Source organism: Bacteroides faecium (assembly GCF_012113595.1).
Taxonomy (GTDB): domain Bacteria; phylum Bacteroidota; class Bacteroidia; order Bacteroidales; family Bacteroidaceae; genus Bacteroides; species Bacteroides faecium.
In genome coordinates, this window is record NZ_CP050831.1 from 2,268,760 (window position 1) to 2,291,119 (window position 22,360).

At 43.4% G+C, this 22,360-nt stretch carries 12 protein-coding genes and 1 pseudogene; 5 read left to right on the forward strand and 8 right to left on the reverse strand.

Features of this window, described 5'->3' with window-relative positions; all coding sequences use genetic code 11:
• Window positions 1-2 precede the first annotated feature (2 nt).
• From BacF7301_RS07880 to BacF7301_RS07895, 4 genes and pseudogenes are all read right to left on the reverse strand, one after another.
• The gene (locus tag BacF7301_RS07880) at window positions 3-1,019 is read right to left on the reverse strand and encodes a GNAT family N-acetyltransferase (protein ID WP_167961768.1); all 1,017 of its coding nucleotides are present in this window, start codon (window positions 1,017-1,019) and stop codon (window positions 3-5) included.
• Window positions 1,020-1,036: 17 nt separating this feature from the next.
• Complete coding sequence (locus BacF7301_RS07885) at window positions 1,037-1,954, reverse strand: DUF2156 domain-containing protein (protein WP_167961769.1); 918 nt, start codon at window positions 1,952-1,954, stop codon at window positions 1,037-1,039.
• A gap of 56 nt (window positions 1,955-2,010) precedes the next feature.
• Window positions 2,011-2,706 (reverse strand): LrgB family protein, encoded by a 696-nt coding sequence (locus BacF7301_RS07890; RefSeq protein WP_167961770.1) that lies wholly within the window; start codon window positions 2,704-2,706, stop codon window positions 2,011-2,013.
• A gap of 103 nt (window positions 2,707-2,809) precedes the next feature.
• Window positions 2,810-3,145, reverse strand: a pseudogene (locus BacF7301_RS07895) (CidA/LrgA family protein); the annotation flags it as partial.
• A 198-nt stretch (window positions 3,146-3,343) separates the two neighbouring features.
• Between BacF7301_RS07895 and pta the strand changes: the two are divergent.
• Together pta and BacF7301_RS07905 are read left to right on the forward strand one after the other, a co-directional pair.
• Window positions 3,344-4,363 (forward strand): phosphate acetyltransferase, encoded by a 1,020-nt coding sequence (gene pta, locus BacF7301_RS07900; RefSeq protein ID WP_167961773.1) that lies wholly within the window; start codon window positions 3,344-3,346, stop codon window positions 4,361-4,363.
• Between the two features lie 46 nt (window positions 4,364-4,409).
• Window positions 4,410-5,609 (forward strand): acetate kinase, encoded by a 1,200-nt coding sequence (locus tag BacF7301_RS07905; RefSeq protein ID WP_167961774.1) that lies wholly within the window; start codon window positions 4,410-4,412, stop codon window positions 5,607-5,609.
• Between the two features lie 175 nt (window positions 5,610-5,784).
• Here BacF7301_RS07905 and BacF7301_RS07910 read toward each other — a convergent pair whose 3' ends face one another.
• The 3 genes from BacF7301_RS07910 to BacF7301_RS07920 form a co-directional block, all read right to left on the reverse strand.
• Window positions 5,785-7,674, reverse strand: coding sequence for a RagB/SusD family nutrient uptake outer membrane protein (locus BacF7301_RS07910; RefSeq protein WP_167961775.1), 1,890 nt, complete (start codon window positions 7,672-7,674; stop codon window positions 5,785-5,787).
• 13 nt (window positions 7,675-7,687) lie between these two features.
• The gene (locus tag BacF7301_RS07915) at window positions 7,688-10,915 is read right to left on the reverse strand and encodes a SusC/RagA family TonB-linked outer membrane protein (protein ID WP_256380258.1); all 3,228 of its coding nucleotides are present in this window, start codon (window positions 10,913-10,915) and stop codon (window positions 7,688-7,690) included.
• A 588-nt stretch (window positions 10,916-11,503) separates the two neighbouring features.
• Window positions 11,504-12,571, reverse strand: a complete 1,068-nt coding sequence (locus BacF7301_RS07920) for a toxin-antitoxin system YwqK family antitoxin (RefSeq protein WP_167961777.1) — start codon at window positions 12,569-12,571, stop codon at window positions 11,504-11,506.
• A gap of 261 nt (window positions 12,572-12,832) precedes the next feature.
• On the opposite strand from BacF7301_RS07920, the gene BacF7301_RS07925 reads away from it, so the two are divergent.
• Both BacF7301_RS07925 and radC read left to right on the forward strand, forming a co-directional pair.
• Window positions 12,833-13,822 carry a glycosyltransferase family 2 protein gene (locus BacF7301_RS07925; RefSeq protein ID WP_167961778.1) on the forward strand — a complete coding sequence of 330 codons (990 nt, stop codon included), beginning with the start codon at window positions 12,833-12,835 and terminating at the stop codon, window positions 13,820-13,822.
• A 202-nt stretch (window positions 13,823-14,024) separates the two neighbouring features.
• Window positions 14,025-14,720 carry a RadC family protein gene (gene radC / locus BacF7301_RS07930; RefSeq protein ID WP_167961779.1) on the forward strand — a complete coding sequence of 232 codons (696 nt, stop codon included), beginning with the start codon at window positions 14,025-14,027 and terminating at the stop codon, window positions 14,718-14,720.
• A gap of 30 nt (window positions 14,721-14,750) precedes the next feature.
• Here the strand turns inward: radC and BacF7301_RS07935 are convergent, their stop codons facing one another.
• A complete protein-coding gene (locus BacF7301_RS07935) occupies window positions 14,751-18,683 on the reverse strand; it encodes an ATP-binding protein (protein ID WP_167961780.1) in 3,933 nt (1,310 codons plus the stop codon).
• 342 nt (window positions 18,684-19,025) lie between these two features.
• On the opposite strand from BacF7301_RS07935, the gene BacF7301_RS07940 reads away from it, so the two are divergent.
• Complete coding sequence (locus BacF7301_RS07940; RefSeq protein ID WP_167961781.1) at window positions 19,026-22,352, forward strand: SusC/RagA family TonB-linked outer membrane protein; 3,327 nt, start codon at window positions 19,026-19,028, stop codon at window positions 22,350-22,352.
• The last annotated feature ends 8 nt before the right edge of the window (window positions 22,353-22,360 follow it).

Below are 22,360 nucleotides of genomic sequence, written 5' to 3' on the forward strand. Positions count from 1 at the left end.
CCTTAATTCAGCATCAAACTCATATAGGGATTTAACTTCTTGAGTATTCTCTCTGTTAATTCACTTATATTCATTTGTATATGTGCACCGGGCAGCCGTTCGGTGCTATATCTGCATTTTCCGTTGGACAGATAGTAATAACCATTATTCACCGATAACTGCTTGTCTGATACTTCCAGTTGCATTTCATCTTCAGGAAAGGCGGACGCATAAATCTGCAATACTTCTTTAGCATTGATAATTCGTGCCATTCCTAGTGAATGTTGAGGCAATTCTTTATCGGGTGGTAGCAATTGGATTATATGGTTACAGCCGGTATCTTGTTTAATGGCAAATAATAAACTGTACTCCGTATCTTTATCCTCTGCTAGAAGTTCATTGATAATGATACGTTTTTCTCCTTTATATATAATGGCTACTCCCCGTATTTCATTAGCTTGTCTTGCAACAAATAAATTTCCCCCACTGATAGGTAAGTCTGCCATAATAACCTGAAAATCCTCTACGGTGTGTTGAATGCAACAGGAACGCTCAGATAACTTCTTATTCAGATATGAATAGACTTCATCCTGAGGTTCGGAAACTACATCGACAGTAATCTCTTTGGAAGGGATAAACTCTGGTAAAGTAATCTCCTTGACCGAATACTGAAAGACAGAAGCATATCCCATACGTTTATAATAATCGAATAGCCAAGGCTCTGCCGGTATCAGTGTGCTGAACTGTAACCCATTCCGCAGCATCCGGGCAAAAGACTGGGATAAGAGTTCGCGCATCACTCCCTTACTTCGAAAATCAGGATGCGTGCAGGCTCCTGAAATATACGAAGTCTGTACTGTCTCTCCGCAGAAAGTCATCGGATAAGGAAGCATCTGAAGCGCAGAAATAACTTCGTCACCACTTTGGATGGCGACATTCACTTCGTTCTTATAGCGCAGTCTGAAGTACATTTCAATAAAATCTTCGCTATCGTTGAAGCACAATTTCCATAATGCTTTTACTTGTTCCTTTATTATCATATTCGTTCGTCGGGAATTTACCATTTAACCATATCCATCGGATGAGTCTTGAGACAAGCCATATACTTTTCAAGAATCGTCACTGGCTGATAAGACAGTTTGGCTTTCCGTAACCCCTCGATCCCTAAATCCTCTTCCCGGTTGATATAAATATACTGTTCGGGAATCCGGTTCGCAAATTCATAATTAATCATGGCATAAGCACCGTCGATGGAAGTATCTGCCTTTTCTACATGTACGCCGAATGTCTCATGGTTGATAGGCATGCCGAAGGTGAAAGCAACAATTTTTCCGTTCACATGGAGAATACCACCGGTCAATCCGAGGGCTTCAAAGTTATGAAGGGCATAAATCAAGGCACGGCGTTCATTACCCGTTCCTTCTTGTTGGTCACAATTATTCACTTTGCACCATTCCGCTTCCAGATCCAGACATTCCCGGATACGGTCGGGAGTAATCGGAGTATATTCATAATCCGGATATGTATTGCGGAATCGGTTGATATGATTTCTTTTTGCTTGGAATTTCTTTCCTTTTAAAGTTGAAAGGTCACTTCTCAGGTAAATGTAATCCGCATAATCACGATCTTCCGTGAAAGTAAATTGTTCGGGAAGGATAGCTTCGAGTTCGGCACGCATACAGCTGCATACTCCCAGCATGCAGAATGGCTGGTTCTCTTTAGCGGCATCTTCTATCAACTCTTTCAACACGGCTTTCAGGTCACCGGTTCCCACAGGCATCATGTAGGCCAGCCGTTCTCCTGCCCAGAATTTGAATACTAAAAAGTTGTCGACTACTGCAAATTGGGTATCATATAAGAATCTCCAGCTACAAAGATTGGAGAATGACAGATCACAGTTACGTCTCTCACTTTTCATTGTAAATGAGGTAATCGTGTCTTTATCTGCTAATGTGATATCTTTAAATGGAATCATAAAATTGCGTTTTGCGTTTAACTCTTTATATAACGGAAAATCAGGCGATTTTGTTTTTACAGAATACCTAATAATCGAAGAATGGTAGGTGTCAGCAATGCTGTGAATATTCCGTTCAGTGTCAATCCCAGGCTGGCGTATGCTCCGTATTTGCTGCTGACATCCATTGCAGTCGAGGTACCGACCGCATGGGCGGCTGTTCCCATAGAAAGCCCTTGGGCAATCGGACTTCCTACACGCATTATCTGCATCGTCTTAAAGCCGCAGATAGCTCCTAATAACCCGACTGCTACTACAACTGCCGCCGTCAGCGATGGAATACCACCAATGGCTTTCGTCACTTCCATTGCAATCGGGGTAGTCACCGATTTCGGAGCAAGAGACAGGATTACTTCTTGTGAAGCTCCCATAAATTTCGCAATCAGCACCACCGAAATAACTCCGACGATGCATCCTGCCAATTGAGACAGGAGAATCGGCAATAACTGCTTCTTGATCATTTCCAACTGAAGATATAAAGGTACGCCCAAAGCAACCACAGCCGGACGCAGCCAGAATTCGATAAGATGTCCCCCTTTATTATAAGTCTCATAAGAGATACCGGTCATTTTAAGGAAGATAATAAGAACGGCGATAGTCAACAATATCGGGTTTAGCAATACTAATCCCGTTTTCTTCTGAAGCAACTTGGCAAAGAAGAAAACCCCGAAGGTAATGGCCAACAGGAAGAAGTTATTTTCTAGGAAACTCATTTGTCTTTATCAGTTAAGTTGTTTTTTCTTTACGGTGAAGTTTTTCCGGCAGATGAAAATCTGTCAAGTGCAGTTTGCGTGCCAGCTTGATTTGATGCGCCAATCTGAACTTGCGGACAATCTGGTGGACCCATCCCGTGACAACCAGCACAAGGGCGGTACTAACAATCGTCGCTATCACTATCGGCCAGAATTCTGCCGCAATAACATCGAAGTATAACATAAGCGCCACTCCGGGCGGGATGAAAAAGAAACCTAAGTTAGCTACCAGAAAGTCGGACAAGCCCTGCACCCAATGCAGTTTAATCCAACCTAATTTCAGAAAGAGGGTGAGCAGCAGCATACCGATGATGCTGGAGGGGAGCTTGATGCCCGTAAGATAAACTATCAATTCACCCAAAGCCAAACAGCCAAATAAAATGGCGCACTGACGTATCATATACTAATTACCTATTGATTTTGTTTGAAAACGCTGCAAAGGTATGAAAAATAGGAGTACAGTGTTAAATATTATAATATTTTAGACTTGGAACTAAAATATGGACGAAATTGTAATGTGGATATTGCAAAATTGAGTACTTTTGCACCGCAAATTACAAATCGTAAGTAGGTTTTATAATATTATTCAATATATCTTATGCTCAATTTAATCAACCAAATCGTTGAACGCGCGAAAGCAAACCGCCAACGTATTGTTCTTCCCGAAGGAACTGAAGAACGCACATTAAAAGCTGCCAATCAGATTTTGACAGACGAAGTTGCCGACCTTATTTTATTAGGTAAACCGGCTGAAATCATCGAACTCGCTGTAAAATGGGGATTGGGAAACATCGGTAAAGCTACTATCATTGATCCTGAAACTTCTCCGAAACACGAAGAGTATGCACAGTTGTTGTGTGAACTTCGCAAGAAGAAAGGAATGACTATCGAAGAAGCCCGTAATTTGACGAATGACCCTTTGTTCTATGGTTGTTTAATGATTAAGAACGGCGATGCTGACGGTCAGTTGGCTGGTGCCCGCAATACTACGGGTAATGTATTGCGTCCTGCTTTGCAGATTATCAAGACAGCTCCGGGCATCACTTGTGTGTCAGGTGCTATGTTGTTGCTCACTCACGCTCCTGAGTATGGAAAGAATGGGATTCTGGTGATGGGTGACGTGGCTGTAACTCCGGTTCCTGATGCTAACCAGTTAGCGCAGATTGCTGTTTGTACTGCTCAGACTGCAAAGGCTGTTGCTGGTATCGAAAATCCGAAAGTAGCTTTGTTGAGCTTCTCTACGAAAGGTTCTGCCAAGCACGAAGTAGTAGACAAAGTGGTAGAAGCAACCAAGATTGCCAAGGAAATGGCTCCGACTCTCGATTTGGATGGTGAAATGCAGGCAGATGCCGCTCTTGTTCCTGAAGTGGGTGCAAGTAAAGCTCCGGGTTCGGACGTAGCCGGACAGGCAAACGTACTGATTGTTCCTAGTCTGGAAGTTGGTAACATCTCTTATAAATTAGTTCAACGCTTGGGACACGCTGACGCTATCGGCCCGATTCTTCAAGGTATCGCTTGTCCGGTCAACGACTTGTCTCGCGGCTGCTCTATCGAAGATGTATATCGCATGATTGCTATCACAGCCAATCAGGCTATTGCTGCAAAAGCAAACAAATAAGTACAAGTATCAGATATAAAGTATTAAGTATAAAATCGACAACAATATGAAAATTTTAGTTTTGAACTGCGGAAGTTCATCTATCAAATATAAATTGTTCGATATGACCACTAAAGAGGTTATTGCTCAAGGTGGTATCGAAAAAATCGGTCTGAAAGGCTCATTCCTGAAATTGACTTTGCCGAATGGCGAGAAGAAAATCCTGGAAAAAGACATTCCTGAACATACGGTAGGTGTGGAATTTATCCTGAATACATTGATTAACCCTGAATATGGTGCTATCAAGTCTTTGGATGAAATCAATGCGGTAGGTCACCGTATGGTACACGGCGGCGAACGTTTCAGCGAGTCTGTATTGTTGAACAAGGAAGTTTTGGAAGCTTTTGCAGCTTGTAATGACCTGGCTCCGCTTCACAACCCTGCCAATCTGAAAGGTGTGAATGCAGTTTCTGCTATTCTTCCTAACATTCCGCAGATAGGCGTATTTGATACGGCTTTCCACCAGACTATGCCGGATTACGCATATATGTATGCTATTCCTTACGAATTGTACGAGAAATATGGTGTACGCCGTTACGGCTTTCACGGAACTTCTCATCGTTACGTTTCAAAACGCGTATGTGAATTCTTGGGTGTAAATCCTGAAGGAAAGAAAATCATTACCTGCCACATCGGTAATGGTGGTTCTATCGCTGCTATCAAAGATGGCAAGTGCATGGATACTACTATGGGTTTGACTCCGCTGGAAGGTTTGATGATGGGTACTCGTAGTGGTGACATCGACGCCGGTGCAGTAACATTCATCATGGAAAAAGAAGGTTTGAATACAACTGGTGTTTCCAACCTGTTGAACAAGAAGAGCGGTGTACTCGGTATCTCCGGTGTATCAAGCGATATGCGCGAACTGCTGGCTGCTTGTGCTGCCGGCAATGAAAAAGCTATCCTGGCTGAGAAGATGTACTACTACCGTATCAAGAAATACATCGGTGCTTATGCTGCTGCGTTGGGTGGTGTAGATATCGTTTTGTTCACAGGTGGTGTTGGTGAAAACCAGTTCGAATGCCGCCGTGAAGTTTGTAAGGATATGGAATTCATGGGCATCGAGCTTGATAACGATGTGAATGCAAAGGTTCGCGGTGAAGAAGCTATCATTTCTACTCCTGCTTCTAAAGTGAAAGTAGTAGTGATTCCGACAGACGAAGAGCTGTTGATTGCTTCGGATACGATGGATATTCTGAATAAGTAATAAAGTTCATAGTTGAATATAGAAAGAGGGTGTCTTTTCGGACATCCTCTTTCTGTTTACTCTTTTTTATAAAACTGTGTTGTGAAGTTAACATCTCCTCTCGGAAAAGGTAAAAAAGAGGTTGTGAAAAAGAGGGGAACACAACCTCTTCCTGATTAAGGCAGGATGGTGGGGGCTATTCCCATCCCGGATTATTAGGTGCCAGGTTTGGATTTAAAGCGATTTCATTTGTCGGAACCTGATAAAGATAATACTTGTCAAGCCATCCCTTGCCGGCTTTTACTGGGTCGTTGTACATATAGATATATCCTTCCGTTTTTCCGGTAGCATCCGCATAGCCGGTTTGCAGGTCGACGAATGTACCTGTTCCTATCTGTGTTTTAGTAGCCCATTGCCCGTATTGCACATGGTTTACGAACAAATCTGCTTTTTTCCAACGGCGTACATCGTAGAAACCGAAACCTTCACCCATCAGTTCGATGATGCGTTCCCTGCGGATTTCCCACAACACCGGATCAATAGCTTTGTCCAGACGTTCCGGGTCAAAATTAGCATTGATGTCACTTACTTGCATATCTGCTATTTTGGCACGTTTGCGCAGCTTGTTGATGGTGGCATCCGCCACTTCCTGATTGAATGCTCCCTTCTCGAATTTGGCTTCGGCTTCGTTCAGCAGAATTTCATCCATCTTGAAAATAGGAACATCGGAAGTGCCTTGATTTTCCTTTGAGTCATCCCACACATTATAGTATCTATATACATAATTTCCGCTTTTGGCCACAATAAATCCTTGACCACCGTTGTTGGTGAAGAAGTGCGGCACTTGTTTCAGAATTGCTGCCGACCAGTTCATAAGTGGGAATACCTTGTGTTTTCCTGCTTCACCAACACCTCCTCCGTATCCGGTGTAGCGTGTAATGCCCATGATGTCCATAAACTCCTTGTCTGCTTCGTCTTCAGTATACTTCCAACTAGTATTGTCTGTGCTGGGAATTACTTTGTAGGGAGGCGCTACTGTTTCAAGCAGGCGGAAGTCACGGTTGCGGAAAGTGGAGTTCATAGTCTTGTCCGTTTTCCCCCATTCGTATTGCGAACTGGTAGAGATCGGCTTCCCATCTTTGCATAGATAGAGGTCGACGATGTGCTGCGGCATTTCAACATTGTGTGTAGAGGTTCTTTCTACATGTGTCAACACGTAGTTTGTCATCTCTTTAGCTACATATTCTTTATAGAGAATCACTCCTTCCACACCTTTAAGGTCTGACGTCAGCATTTCGCCGAAATCACCGTGTAGTGTAGGGAAAGACTTCATCAACTTTTCAGAATAGGTGATGCAGGCATCAAAATAATTATCATAATCACCTAAGTTATGATATTTTCTCCAACTTCCTTCAAACAGGCAGAAGCGCGACAATAATGCGCGAACGGCATGTACATTGATTGTATTCTCGCCGTCTCCTTTTTCCTTGATATGCTCTTCGGCGTATATCAGGTCGTTTAGTACGTTGTCCGCCACTGTTTTACGGGGGGTACGCGGTCCATATGCTATTTCTTTATCTGTGTCGCCAATGACTTTGTTTACCCAGGGCACATCACCAAACCGGGCTATCAGTTCTGCATAGTAGTAACCCCGGAAGAAGTAACCGACCGACCGCCAATGTTCTTTTTCCGTGTCTGTCATTGTGGAGTTGTCTATATTATTAAGCATTACATTTACGCTGCGGATATAGTCAAAATTCCATCCATTGCCTGATGAAGCGCTCGATATGTTCTGGAAGGCGTAAGAATTTCCTCCTCCCTCTCTGCGCATCAGATAACCTGCGTTGATGTCTCCTTGATAAGAGAGTGCACTGGCATAACTTCCTCCCGTTCCCGGGCGGCGGAGCAGGTTCCCGTTGGTGAAGACAGAATAGAGTCCCCATGAGTATGTTTTAAACGTATTATAACTGCCGAAAACGGTTGTTTCGGTCAGTGAGGTCGTTGGATAGCGTTCCATGAAATTGTCGTTGCAAGAAGAGAATGCTATCGTAGTGAGTGCTAGGAAGGTAAATATTATTTTTTTCATATCAATAGCTGTTTTAAAGGGTTACATTAATGCCGAACGATATGGTGCGATAGAAGGGGTAACCCCATGAGAGGCGTTCCGGGTCGTATCCTTTGGGAAGGTGGCTGAATGTATGCAAGTTTTCGCAACTGACGAATGCTTTCAGACCGCTTAGGTAAATAGGAGAAATCAGTTTTTGCGGAAAACTATAACTGAGAGTGACATTTTTGATGCGGAGGTATGCACCGTTCAACAGATACTTTGTCTGCTTGCGTGTATTGTAGCCGGAATTGTTCCGTTGTCCGTAAATTCTGAAAAATTCGGCATCCGGGTTCATGGCTGTCCAATTTCCGTTTGCTGCGTCAACCGGTTTCCAGTAGTCTAGCTGGTCACTGAATATCTGTCCGAATTGTCCGGAGTGAAATGGCCAGCGGCGTGCGTCACTGATCCATACGTCTCTTTTACCGATGCCTTGAAGTAGTACATCCAGATTGAAACCTTTGTAACTGGCTCCCAGATTGATGCCATATTGTAATCTTAACGCATTATTGCCGATAATTTTGCGGTCGCCGGGGTTGGCAAGCGTACCGTCACCTTCATCAATGCGGTTGGTGCTGTTTTCATCGTCGCGCAGGTTCTTGAACTTGATGTCTCCGGGACGTGGGCTGATACCGTCTACTGATACGACTCCGTCTTTCAGTTTCCAGGAATTGGTATCTGTGAAATCATCTACGCTGTAGTATCCGTCGGTGACGTATCCCCAGATAGAACCGATTTCATATCCTTCGTAATAATTGTTGTTCCCGTCACTCTTGAACAGGATTTTAGACTCGTTATTATATTTGTTGACTATGGTTTTGGAGTTGTAGATGTTGAATCCTACCGTATATCCCCAATCTCCGATTTTGTCTCTCCAGCTGACGTTTACTTCCCAGCCTTTTGTCCGCAAGTCGGCTGTGTTTTGTAATGGTGCGCTGGCTCCCACCAATTTGGGAAGTTCGAGCCCTGGGGCAAGCATATCTTTGGTATCTCGCCTGTACCAGTCAAAAGTACCTTGCAGGCGTCCGTTAAAAGCTGACAGGTCGAATCCGAAATCGAGAGTTTCTACGGTTTCCCAAGTGAAATTATCGCTAACCAGTCCCGGTGCCCAGATAGTCGTCGGCTTGAGCCCGTTCACTAACCACGGAATATCTTTCTTTTCATAAGTGGACATGGAAGGGGTATATTTATAAGGGTCGATAGCCTGATTGCCGATTTGGCCCCAAGAGGCGCGCAGCTTAAATTCACTCAACCAGTTTTTGGCGACAGGTTGCATGAATGCTTCGCGGGCTATGTTCCATCCGAGGGAAACGGTGGGAAAGAAGCCGAACCGGTTCTTTTTCGGAAATTTGGAGGAGCCGTCGTAACGTCCGCTGGTCGAGAACAAGTATTTTCCTTGATAGTCATAGTTGATTCGGTAGAATGCTCCCCGGACGGTGAATACCCGGTGGTCTTCCGTGATGGTTTTGCTTTCTCCGATGGCTGTGTTGTGGGATGGTTTATCATCGTTAATCATGTCATAGGAATAGGCATACAGTTTCTTGTAATCGCTTGATTCCTGATTGAATCCTGCGGTCAGTGTCAGATGGTGTGCGTCCAGCCAGGTATGTTCATAAGAGCCGTAAAGGTTGATGGCATTATAGTCTGTGCTCTCTTTGGTCGTGCCCAGTGAGGAGTTGTCGGCAGTATTTATTTTGGCAAGTTCTACGGAAGTATAAGGAATGACCGCTTTATTGGTGTTATTGTCCTTGATTTTCTTGTCAAACGTATATTCGAAATTTATTTCAAGTCCCTTCAGCGGCTTGAGGGTTGTCTTTGACAGGATACGGGCATTATCGGTGATTGTGTTATTGTCCGTAGCCAGTTGCAGAATGTTGTATGGTGTATTGGTTGGCAATACGGTGCCGTCCGGTAGAGTCAGGTTTCCTTCGGGGTAAACAACTGGTAACCTCATGTCATACAATCCGGTATGATCGGAGGTGACAGGCATGTTCTTATTGCTTTGGGCATAGCGTATATCTACCGACTGCGTCAGCCAAGGCGTCACTTCGGCAGAGATATATGCACTTCCGGACAGACGTTTGTAGCGGTCTTTGTCGGTGACGAGAATGCCTTGTTCATCACTGTATCCTACCGACATGCGGTAAGTCAGTAGCTCTGTTCCACCGCTTAATGAGGCATTATGTGTCTGGAGGAATCCGAAGTCATCGAATATGTTCGTGTATATGTTCTTTTCGTTCAGGTAGTAATTTAGTCCGGATTCCGGGTCTACATATATTCCGTCACCAGTTGTCTGGAAGCTGTCCGGATTCTTCCTATATTCGGTAAGATATTCCATCCATTTGTGCATATCCTGTCCGGTGAAGTATTTTCCGGCATTGAATTCTCCGTCCAGGTAAGCCTGCATCCATTGTAATCCATCGGCTTGTTCGGGACGGTTGACAGACTTCTGGAAACCGAAATTATTGTTATAGTTCAAATGGAATTTCTCTCCTTTTTTTCCTTTCTTTGTAGTGACGAGGATAACTCCGAAAGCGGCACGTGCTCCGTAGATAGCTGAAGAGGAAGCGTCTTTCAGTACGGAAACGCTCTCTATATCTTCGGGATTCAGCATGTCGATGTCTCCGGGAACATTGTCTATCAATACAAGCGGGCCGCCACCGTTGATTGAAGTTGTGCCGCGAATATTGAACGATTTGGTTTGTCCCGGTCCGGATGCATCACCGTTGGGAGTAATTTGCAGACCCGGCATTGTTCCTTGCAGGGCAGTCATGGCGTTCACAACAGGGCGGCTTCCCAGCACATCATCCATCTTTACTTGTGAGACGGCTCCTGTGAGGCTTTCTTTCTTTTGTGCCCCGAAGCCTATCACGACCACTTCATCCAGTGTTTTGCTATCCTCTTTGAGTATGATTTTGAAATAAGTCTGGTTGCCTACACGGATATCTTGCGTGGTATATCCAATGTAAGAAATGCTGATAATAGCATCCGGCTTTACTGAAAGGTTAAATTTGCCATCAATGTCTGTGATGGTTCCATTAGAAGGGTTGTTCTTTTCAAGTACTGTGGCACCTATTATAGGCATTCCCGTTGGGTCAATTACTGTACCGTTTACTTTTTTCACCTGCTGGACGGCTTCTGTTATCAGCTTTGGGGTTACTTCTGTGCGACTTGCATAAATTGCAGTTGCAGGAAGCAGACATGCTGATAAACTAAGTCCCATAAGAACTAAGTATATATCCTTATACATTTTTTAGCAGAATCTTCTCAGGCAGACAATAGGTTTTTCTTGGAATCTGTATAAAAAAGAGTATTTAGGTCCCTTTTGATAAGTATTTCGATAAGTTATTTTATGTTTTTCGTTATAATATGTTGTTTTAATGAAAAATAATTCTACCTTTGTTCCAAACCTTAATACATTTATTCGGGTAGAAGAATAAAATATTATTTTTTAGTTATAGAGCGACATTTTATACGTAATAAACCTTTTTAATAATTTAATCTTATGAGAAACAGTACTATTCTAGCTTCCGATGTTTTTCGGAAAGTTCTTATGGGACTTATATATTTTTCTTGAATAGACTATTCGGTAAATGATTCTTGATTAATTTTTGTTATATTTTCGTGTATGGTATACCAGGAGTCTCTATTTTTTTGTTTTTTTTGCAAACTTCATCTTCTATTTCTGCTTGTGGACTTTGCTTTTATTTGTTGTAGGATAGATAGGAGTTACTAAAACTCGAATCTATCCCTTTTTAAGTTATGATTACGGAAAGGCTTAACTTAATTTTATCCTTCCGGACTTACTGCATTATTGCTTGTTTCCATTATAGTCATAACGTTCAAGCGTGTTCCACGAACCGTTTTGGCGTTCGGCAACAGCTTTCAGTTTGCCGTTGTCGTAATATTCCTTGCGGTAAACTTCCATATCGTTTTTACATTCGCCTTCTTCACGGAGTTTCCCGTTTTCATAGAAGCGTTTGTAGGGTCCTTCTTCTTTGTTAGCTTTGTAAGTACGTTCAGATTTTAGTTTGTTATTGCTATAGTAGTATTCGCGGCGGACACCGTCACGCTTACCGTTCAGGAAGTTGGTAGATGTTTCGGGTTTACCGTTGGTGAAATAACGAATCTCTTCGCCTGTTTTCTCATTGGCTTTGTAAGTAGTCGAGATGGCCGGTGTTCCGTCAGTACCGTATTCTGTCCATATACCATCCTTTTTGCCATCTTTGTACGTCCCCTTCTTGCGGAGATTTCCGTTCTTCCATGTTTCCGAATATTCTCCTGTCTGCACCCCGTCTTTATAACTGCTGCGACGTGTATAATCCCCCACATTACTTGTGATATGTTCCACCCAGTTACCGGTCCTCTTGCCGTCTTTGTAATAGGTATCGAGCAGAAGTTCGCCGCTTTCATAGTCGTAGCGACGGTCGTATCCATCCTGTACTCCCATCTTGTAGACAGCTTCCGTCTCCACCTTTCCGTTTCGCGAGTAAGATTTGATAACGCCGTTCAGTTTTCCTTCTATGAACGTCGATTCCCGTTGCAACGTTTTTCCGTCGCCGAAATACACTTTGCGATAACCATCCAGATTACCATTCTTGTAGGTACTCTCCTCGGCAAGTACATTCCGTTTAAAATGGCGGTATAGTCCGTCGTACATTCCATCTTTGAAGTTGGCAATCAGATATTCCGAATGGTAACCATCGATGATGCGGTGCTCTCCTTGCAGGGGAGTCTTGTCATCATTCTGTTGGCGGAACAGCAACCGTCCGTCGCCATAGTTGATGACTGATACCTCTTCTATTTGATATACTTTCTCTTGGGCTACCACATTCAGGGCAATCATTCCGCATAGGAGCGCTAAAATTATTTTTCTCATAATAGTGTCATATTGATTATTTAGTTGTTCTCATTTTAATAAAATAGACCTTCGGACTATACTTTACTTTATGCATAACTTCGGGACAAAGTTATAAAAATATCGGACTTATAACTAAATATCTATGCTTTGTTGTCTTCCTGCTGGCAGAATATTATGAATATCCTTGATTTTTATAAGTCGCCCTCTTTTTCTTTTCTTCTTTTCCTCTTTTCTTCTTTTTTTTCTTTTAATTTGCATGCGTAAATCAAGAACTTCCGTATGCGTTACTCCGTCATAATCCCCGTTTACAATCGTCCCGACGAAGTGGACGAATTATTGCAAAGCCTCACTCTGCAGCACTTTAAAGATTTTGAAGTCGTTGTAGTGGAAGATGGTTCTTCCATTCCCTGTAAAGAAGTAACAGACCGATATACAAACCGGCTGGACATCAAATACTTTGCTAAACCCAATTCAGGACCGGGACAGACCCGTAATTACGGAGCCGAACGCAGTGAGGGGGAATATCTTATTATACTCGATTCTGATGTGATTCTGCCCGAAGGATATTTCGATGCCGTAGAGACAGAACTTCTCGCTTCTCCTGCCGATGCTTTTGGCGGTCCCGACCGTGCACACGATTCCTTTACGGATATTCAGAAAGCGATTAACTATTCCATGACTTCTTTCTTCACAACGGGAGGTATCCGTGGCGGGAAAAAGAAAATGGATAAATTCTATCCCCGTAGCTTTAATATGGGAGTGCGTCGCAAAGTGTACGAAGCTTTGGGAGGATTTTCCAAGATGCGTTTTGGAGAGGATATTGATTTTAGTATCCGTATCTTTAAGAACGGCTATACCTGCCGTCTTTTTCCGGATGCCTGGGTGTATCATAAGCGCCGGACAGATTTGAAAAAGTTCTTCAAGCAGGTACACAACTCCGGCATTGCCCGTATCAATCTTTATAAGAAGTACCCGGATTCTCTGAAACTGGTTCATTTGTTGCCTGCCGTATTTACGTTGGGAGTAGTGTTTCTATTGTTAGGAACTCCGTTCTGCCTTTTCAGTTTTACACCGATAATTCTCTATGCACTATTGGTATGCATTGATTCTACTATTCAGAATAAGAGCTTACCTATTGGCATTTACTCCATTGCAGCCGCATTTATCCAACTTATCGGCTATGGAACAGGCTTTTGGCGTGCATGGTGGCAGCGTTGTGTAAGAGGGAAGGATGAGTTTGAAGCTTTCCAAAAGAATTTTTATAAATAGATTCTAAATCGTTTGCTTGTTACTTTGATTTTTCTGCTTAAAAGAATAGTTGTATGACACCCGGGTTCTGGTATGCTTGACACCCGGGTGTCAGACAACTTATACTTGCATAAAAGAAATATGTGCTAATAGCTAAAATCTTTCTTATTACCTCTATCATTAAATAAAATAAGCCTAACTTTGCACTCCCAAAATATAGATAATGGAAAACAAACACAAGTTATCCATCAACCAGTGGGCACTGGAAGACCGCCCACGGGAGAAAATGATGGAGAAGGGAGCAGCCGCATTGAGTGATGCCGAACTACTCGCTATATTAATCGGCTCCGGAAATACGGAAGAAAGTGCTGTTGAACTGATGAGACGCTTGCTCTTGTCTTGTGATAACAATCTTAATTCTTTGGCAAAGTGGGAGGTCACCGACTATTCCCGTTTTAAAGGAATGGGACCTGCAAAGAGTATTACAGTGATGGCAGCGTTGGAACTTGGCAAGCGGCGGAAATTGCAAAGCATAAAGGAAAGGTGCCGGATTACCTGCTCAAAAGATATCTACGAGATTTTTCAACCTTTGATGTGTGATTTGGAGCAGGAAGAATTCTGGGTTCTTTTGCTCAATCAGGCAACGAAGCTGATTGATAAGGTACGTATCAGTACCGGTGGTATAGACGGGACATATACCGATGTACGCACTATTCTCCGGGAAGCATTGTTACAACGGGCTACACAAATCGCCTTGGTTCATAATCATCCTTCTGGGAACAATCATCCCAGTCAGCCGGATCGTACACTGACAGAGCATATCCGTAAAGCAGCGGATACAATGAATATACACCTGATAGACCATGTCATAGTCTGTGAAAATGAGTTTTATAGTTTTGCTGATGAAGGGTTGCTTTGATTTTCAGTAGCGTATTTTCAAGCCAATCCTTCATTCTGACACTTTTTTACATTTGTTCTTATATTGAGTCGGTGTCATGCCGGTATATTGCTTGAATGCAGTGCTGAAATAACGTAAAGTGGTGAAACCTACCTGATCGGATATTTCAGTAAATGTGAGCTCGGTTGTCTTGACCAGAACGATAGCTTGCTCCAATCTGAATTTGTTGATATAGTCATTTGCCCCCATGTCCGTAATGGCTTTCAGCTTGTTATAGAGTGAAGTTTTGCTCATTCCGATTTCTTTGCAAATAAAGGGTATGTCCAATGCGGGATTGCTGATATTCTCTTGGATAAGTTTGTTGAATTTTAGTAGGAAAGCTTCGTCTGCCTGGCTGAAGGTACTTTCCAGTGGCTGAGGAAAGACCCCTACGGATTGATAATGTTCTTTGATTTGCCTTCGGTTGTATAAACGGTTTTGTATAATCTTGATTAGCGTATCGATTTCAAAAGGTTTTCCCAGATAGGAGTCAGCGCCAATTTTGTAACCATACTGACGGCTTTGTTCGTCGGTGCGTGCTGTAAGCAGTATGACGGGGATATGGCTGATGCTAATATCTTCTTTTACGGCTTTGCACAAATCATAACCGTTCATCCGTGGCATCATAACGTCACTTACGATAATGTCCGGAATTTGTTTTCTAGCTACCTGCAAAGCTTCTTCACCGTCATAAGCTATATAAATGGTTTTGAACAGTTCTTTCAACTCTTTTAGAAAGAAATCGGTCAGGTTGCGGTTATCGTCTACCAATAATAATGTATAGTTGCAGGTAGGAAAATCGCCCACTTCAGGAGTGTATATTTCATTGGCTACACTCGGGCTGATTAATTCGTTGATATAAGGTTTCGGCAGACAGGTTACCTCTCCGGATTCTTGTATCAATGGCAGTTCGAAGAAGAAAGTGGCTCCTTTTACTTCGTTATTTACCACCCCAATTTTACCTTTATGCAGTTCTACCAACATCTTGGCATACGAAAGTCCGATACCGCTTCCGCCAATTTCCCGGTCACCTTGGTAAAAACGGATAAATACTTTATTCATGTCCGATTCTTTTAAACCTTCCCCTTCGTCAGTCACTGAAATGCGGACATATTGTTCCTCTTTGTGGGTGCGAATTGTGACGGTAGTATGTTCTGGACTATGTTTTAAGGCATTTGTCAACAAGTTGGTTGCTACAATTGTACACATGTCTTTATCAAATACAACTTCTTCTATACTATTATCAAGTTGATAGGCAATCTGTACCTGATGGGCTGTTCCCTCGTCCGTAAAATCGGCTCCCACTTCTTTTATCCACTCGTTGAGCGGGTGCGCCTGGAGTTTGAGCTTGGTTTCGCCAACTTCCATTTTGCGCACGTCCAGCACCATATTAATAAGGTCTTTCATACGCTGTGTCTGCTTGTGGATATTCTTTAGCGACGGATAGTTACTGTCCGATGGGTTTAACGTTTTCAGGATACGGCTCAACGGAGCATATATAAGCGTCAGTGGAGTTCTCAATTCATGGCTGATGTTGATAAGAAAACGCACTTTTTCTTCATATACTTTCTGTTCGTGTTCCTTGACAATCCATTTCATTTTGTTTTCTTTCCGGCGGAGCAGAACGAAAACAATTTGCACTACTATGGCTATACAGCAGATAATGCAAAGAGAGATGAACCACCACGTTCTATACCAGGGCGGCAATACGGTCAGTGTGAACAGAAGTTGAGGATCGGTCTGGTTGCCTTCCTGGGTGTTGCAACTTACTAGGATTGGGTAAGTTCCTGGTACAAGAGAAGGAATTGCCAGTTCTGGGTTGTAGCTTTCCGCATCGAAATCTCCCATTTGGTAATGATAGACTTTCAGGCGGAGTATGTCTCCGCCATAGGTCATCACGCGTATTTTGATATTCTTACTGTTCCAAGGGATGGAAATCTTATCCTGATGCAGTTTATGCATTTTGTTCTCTCCGTTGATGGTAAATTCGGAAAGGCGTATTTCAGGCGCCTCGGCACTTTTGGCTATTTTTATATCCGCGTTGATACATAGTAAGCCTTTGACGCCTCCCATATAGATATTCCCCTTAGGTGAAATCAAGCGGGGTTTGGCAAGATATTCATTTTGGGTGATTCCGTCTGTTTCCCCGAACAGGACAAAACGTTTGGCTTCTGTGAGCCAGACAAACAGTTTTTGTTCGGCTCCTATCCATACTTTTCCTTTATTGTCACAGAGGACGGTATTTGCTTCGTTAAACAGGGAAGTGGATATCTGTTCAAATTTCCGCCTGTCCGGATGATAGGTATAAAGTCCTCGGTTGCTTGCAATCCAGAACACTCCTTCATTGTCTTGCGATACTGCGTTGAGATAAATGCCCTGAGGAGCGGTTGCGAGGATTTCCAGTTTGTTGGTTGCATGGTGCAATTTGTATATGTTATAAGGGTCATTCAGGTATGTCGTGGTCGAGTCATGTGAAATGGCGCATAACATTCCTTTTATTTTTATATCCTTTGAGCGTGATACTGGCTCCAGTTTTCGGGTAGCAATGTTGTATCGATATGGGAGTGAGCTCAATAATAGGATAGAATTGGGGTAGTCCTGATACAAATTGATCGGTTGTCCGCTATAACGTATGCTTTTCTCCAAAGCGGAATTATTGATAGGAAATGGACGTTTACGCCCCGAGCGCTTGTCAAACATAAAGATGCCTTTTGAAAATGCGGATGCCAGCAATGCATCGGGAGTGAGGCTGGTGATAGAGACAATTTTGTCTCCCCATGTGTCCGGATAGTGTACGAAAGTCTCCTCATCGGGAATGAACTTGTTAATCCCTCCACCGTCCGTTGCTATCCAAAGTTCTTCGGAAGAGGGCTCTTGATAGAGTTGCAACACGGTGTTCTGACTCAGTCCTTTGTTATATCCCAATACGACGCTTGTATAGGTTTTCATAGACACTTCACGGATATTGATAAGTCCTTCACGCTTGCTTCCCGCCCATATATTATTGGCAGAATCACCGTGCAGGCAGAGTATCGTGTTTGTAGGAAGTGAATGTATATCCCCCGAAATATGTTCCAATATGGTAATTTCCCCGTTATCCGGATTGAGGACATTGATGCCCCCGCCGTCTGTTCCTAGCCAGATTTTACCGTTCAGCTCTGTCATGCATAGTACGATATCACTGCTTAGCTTGGAATTACTTGTGGAGTAGCTGGCAATCTCTTTACCTTCTTCCGAGAAACATTGGATGCCATTGTTATAGGTCGCCAGCCATATCCTTTGTCGGGAGTCGACCAGCATATCCACATTGCAATTTCCGAACTTGATGGGAAAAGGAGTTATTTCCCGTGTATCCGGGTTCATTTTGAATATTCCTTTTTGCCAGTTCAGACAAAGGACAATGCCTGCTTTCCATACTTGTACGGCTCGTATGATAAACGGAATGTCTGTTTTAAATTTGTGTATGGAAGAGATTTCGTCGGTATCATAAGAGTACTTATATATATGGTTAATCCCACCGAATAGAAGTCCGTCTTTGGTTTTGCAGACTGAGTATGCCACGATCGGTCGGTTGTCCAGTTTCGGAATAAAGAAGTTGTCGTGGGTGAGCGAATAGCGTGCGATACCTTTTGTCGTTAATATCCAGGTGTTTTGTTGGTTGTCTTCGATAATCCGTAGAATACTGTCTCCGGGTAGGGATTGGGAGTTGTCCGGTTGTGAGGTGTATTTTTTCAGTTCTTCTCCGTCAAACCTTATAAGTCCCTGCGGGGTGCCTATCCAGATAAATCCTTTTTGTTCGGTGTAGATGCAGTTGATAATGGAAGGCATACCTCTTTTAGCGCCAATCTGTTTGAAGTCGTAATGATTGCCAATTGCCGGGAGTATGCTTGTTATCAGAAAAATTAGCAAGGAACAGAAACGTTGTGTTTGACTGGTCTTTCTCATGAATCGGAAATTTTAAGGTATGTTAGTGAAGCAAAAGTATGACTATTTCCGCTAAATCAAAAGGAATATTTCTAAAAATAACATTTGAATGATTCTTTTTATACCTTAGCAATTCTTGCCACTCTTTTAGTGAAGATTTCTTCTAGTGCCGTGCCAATTTCCCGTAATAGCCCGAAGTATGTTCAAAAATGGAAAATAGATGTTTTTTGGAAACATTTTGGCGATTTCGTGAAACTGCCAGTCTGATAAAAGGTCTATTTTTGGAGCATGTTTTGAGGCATAATAGTTGCAGTTTATCCTCAGAACTTTACAAACTTTTAGTATTAACTTTAATATAATGTTATGAAGAAAATGCAGATTAGGATGCAATTCGTGTGTCTCTTTTCGATGCTTTTGCTGTTCTTCCCTTTAGGAGCTTTTGCTCAACAGGGGACTGTCACCGGTCAGGTGGTGGATGAACGTGGAGAGTCTGTTATCGGAGCAACCGTTATGGTGAAAGGTTCTACCGATGGTGCTATTACCGATTTGGACGGAAACTTCACGATAAAAGGTAAGGTGGGTAGTACTCTTACAATTACTTATGTAGGCTATTCTCCTCTGGAAGTGAAGGTGACCAAGTTGTCCGGCAACCGTTATGTGATGAAGGAAGATGCCAAGGCATTGGATGAAGTGGTGGTAGTCGGCATGGGTACGCAGAAACGTAATACGATTACGGCAGCCGTTGCCACGGTCAGTTCAGACGCTATTGCCAACCGTCCGGTAACCGATGCTACCAGTGCTCTGCAGGGTAACGTGGCCGGTCTGAACTTCGCTTCCGATGCTTCCGAAGGCGGAACGGGCGGTGAAGTCGGCGGAGAAATCAAATTTAATATTCGTGGTATAGGTTCGATCAATGGCGGCGAGCCTTACGTGTTGGTAGACGGCGTGGAACAGAGTTTGCAGAATGTAAATCCCGCCGATATTGAAAGCATCAGTGTTCTGAAAGATGCCTCTGCAGCTGCCGTTTACGGTGCGCGTGCTGCTTATGGTGTGGTTCTGGTTACCACAAAGAGCGGTAAGAAGGACAAGGCGAGGGTTACTTATCGTGGTTCTGTCGGTGTCAGTTCCCCTATCAATATGCCAGAAATGATGAACTCATTGGAGTATGCCAATTATAAGAATTCATATCGGGCGGCTATCGGTGAGTCTCCCTTCTTTTCGCAGGAAACGATGGGGCTGATGGAACTGTTTATGAAGAATCCTTATGGTGAAGGCTTGCCCGGAATTACGGCCAATTCCGACAATACAGGATGGGGAGGGGCCGAGTCGCAGTATGCTAATACCGACTGGTTCGATTACTTCTACAAGAACAGCTCTTTGCGTCATTCGCACAACCTGAGCATTTCCGGCGGCTCCGACAAGGTGACTTATTACGTAGGTATGGGATATACTTATCAAGGTGGTTTGCTCGACCGGGTGGAAGATTCCCTGGATAAGTACAATGTGAATACTAAATTCCAGATCAAGCCGAACGACTGGCTGAAGTTCAATTTCAATAATAATATCACGTTGAACCTGATTTCGCGTCCGCTTCCCAGTATGTCGATATTATATCATGAGATTTCACGTGCACAGCCCAATAGGGTTACGCAAGTGCCGGTGTCTGGTCAATATAATCTGCCGTCATGGAATGAGGGTTTATATTTGGATAACGTGAATTATTCGCAGAACCGCATTTCGGATGCAATGACTTTCTCGGCTACAGTCACTCCTCTGAAGGGCTGGGATATAATTGGAGAGATGAAGGTACGCTTTGATGTTGAGAATGATGAATTTATGCAGAAACAACCCCGTACGATGCGTCCCGACGGTACGATTGAAGACGTGACTTCTCCCAAACAAGGTTATTCTTATCCCGGGATTCAATATTCCAATTCCCTGTGGGGCTCATTGACACGCGGCAATAAATTCAATTATTATTTGTCCCCCAGTGTTTCCTCTTCATACACCAACCAGTGGGGCGACCATTTTTTTAAGGCGATGGCAGGTTTTCAGATGGAAGTGCAGAACAACTCGAGCATGTATGCCTATAAAGACGGAGTGATGAGCGATGAGACTTTTTCTTTCGATAATGCTAACGGGACGTCCTATAATTCCGAGGCACGTGACCATTGGGCTACTATGGGATTTTTCGCGCGCTTGAACTGGAACTACCAAAATATCTATTTTCTGGAGTTCAGCGGACGCTATGACGGTTCTTCACGTTTTGCTCCGGGCAATCGTTGGGGATTTTTCCCTTCATTCTCCGCCGGCTATGATATTGCACGCACCGATTATTTCAAAGCGTTGGACTTGCCGGTTTCACAGTTGAAAGTGCGTCTCTCTTATGGACGCTTGGGCAATCAGAATGGAGCAGGACTTTATGACTATCTGAATTTTATGACCCTGAAACCCAATGAACCGAATGCCTGGTTGCTTTCGGGAATTACTTCCGCCACTCCTGTTCGTGGCACGGTTGCCTTGACGCCTTCTATGGTGAGTCCTTACATCACTTGGGAAAAAGTGGATAATGCCAACTTGGGTATTGACTTGAGCTTGTTTGATAATCGCCTGACAATAACCGCGGATATTTACCAGCGCATGACAAAAGATATGATCGGGCCGGCAGAAGCGATTCCTGATATTGGCGGTATTGCCATTGACCAGCGGGCAAAAGTGAATAATGCAACGTTGCGCAACCGTGGATGGGAGTTGTCTATCAACTGGGCAGATCAGTTGAAGAATGGTTTCAGTTATGGTGTCGGATTTAATATCTTTGATTATAAGGCGGTTGTTACCAAATACAATAACCCTGAAGGGCTGATTTACAACAATCATACCGGGTTGGTCCGTAATAAAGGTTACTACGAAGGAATGGACTTGGGTGAAATCTGGGGGTATGAGGCAAATGACTTGTTCCTGACCAATCAGGAAGTAGACGCTTATTTGAAAGGGGTAGATATGTCTTTCTTCAAACCCAACCAGGACTGGCAACGGGGTGATTTGAAATATATCGATTCCAACGGTGACGGTAAAATAAATCCGGGTGCTGGTACTTTGAAAGATCATGGTGACCTGAAAGTGATTGGCAATACGACTCCCCGTTACTCATTCGGTGTGAATCTGCATGCCGGATATAAAGGGTTTGAAGTTTCCGCCCTGTTTCAAGGCGTGATGAAACGCGACTTTCCGATGGCTGCAAGTACCTATCTGTTCAGTGGGGATTCTAATTTCTTTAAGGAACATCTGGATTATTATAATGTCTATAACCCGGGAGCTTATCTGCCTCGCCTGTCGAAGCCGGACAGCCCGGAGTATAATGCCAATGCCGGTTACAATACGACACGCTATATGCTGAACGCTGCCTATATGCGTCTGAAGAACTTGATGGTTTCTTACAACTTCCAGCCGAAACTTATCAGGAAGATAGGTCTGGAGAATCTGAAAGTTTATTTCACTTGTGATAACTTGTTCACGATTGACAATCTGCCGGATGTCTTTGATCCGGAAACATTGAATCAGGTAAATACGTGGGCAGGGGGTAGCAACGAGACTGCTCCGGGATTGACTTCTCCGATGAAGCAGAATGGTAACGGAAAAGTATATCCGTTGAATAAGAACTATGTGTTTGGCGTTGAGTTTACTTTTTAAACGATAGA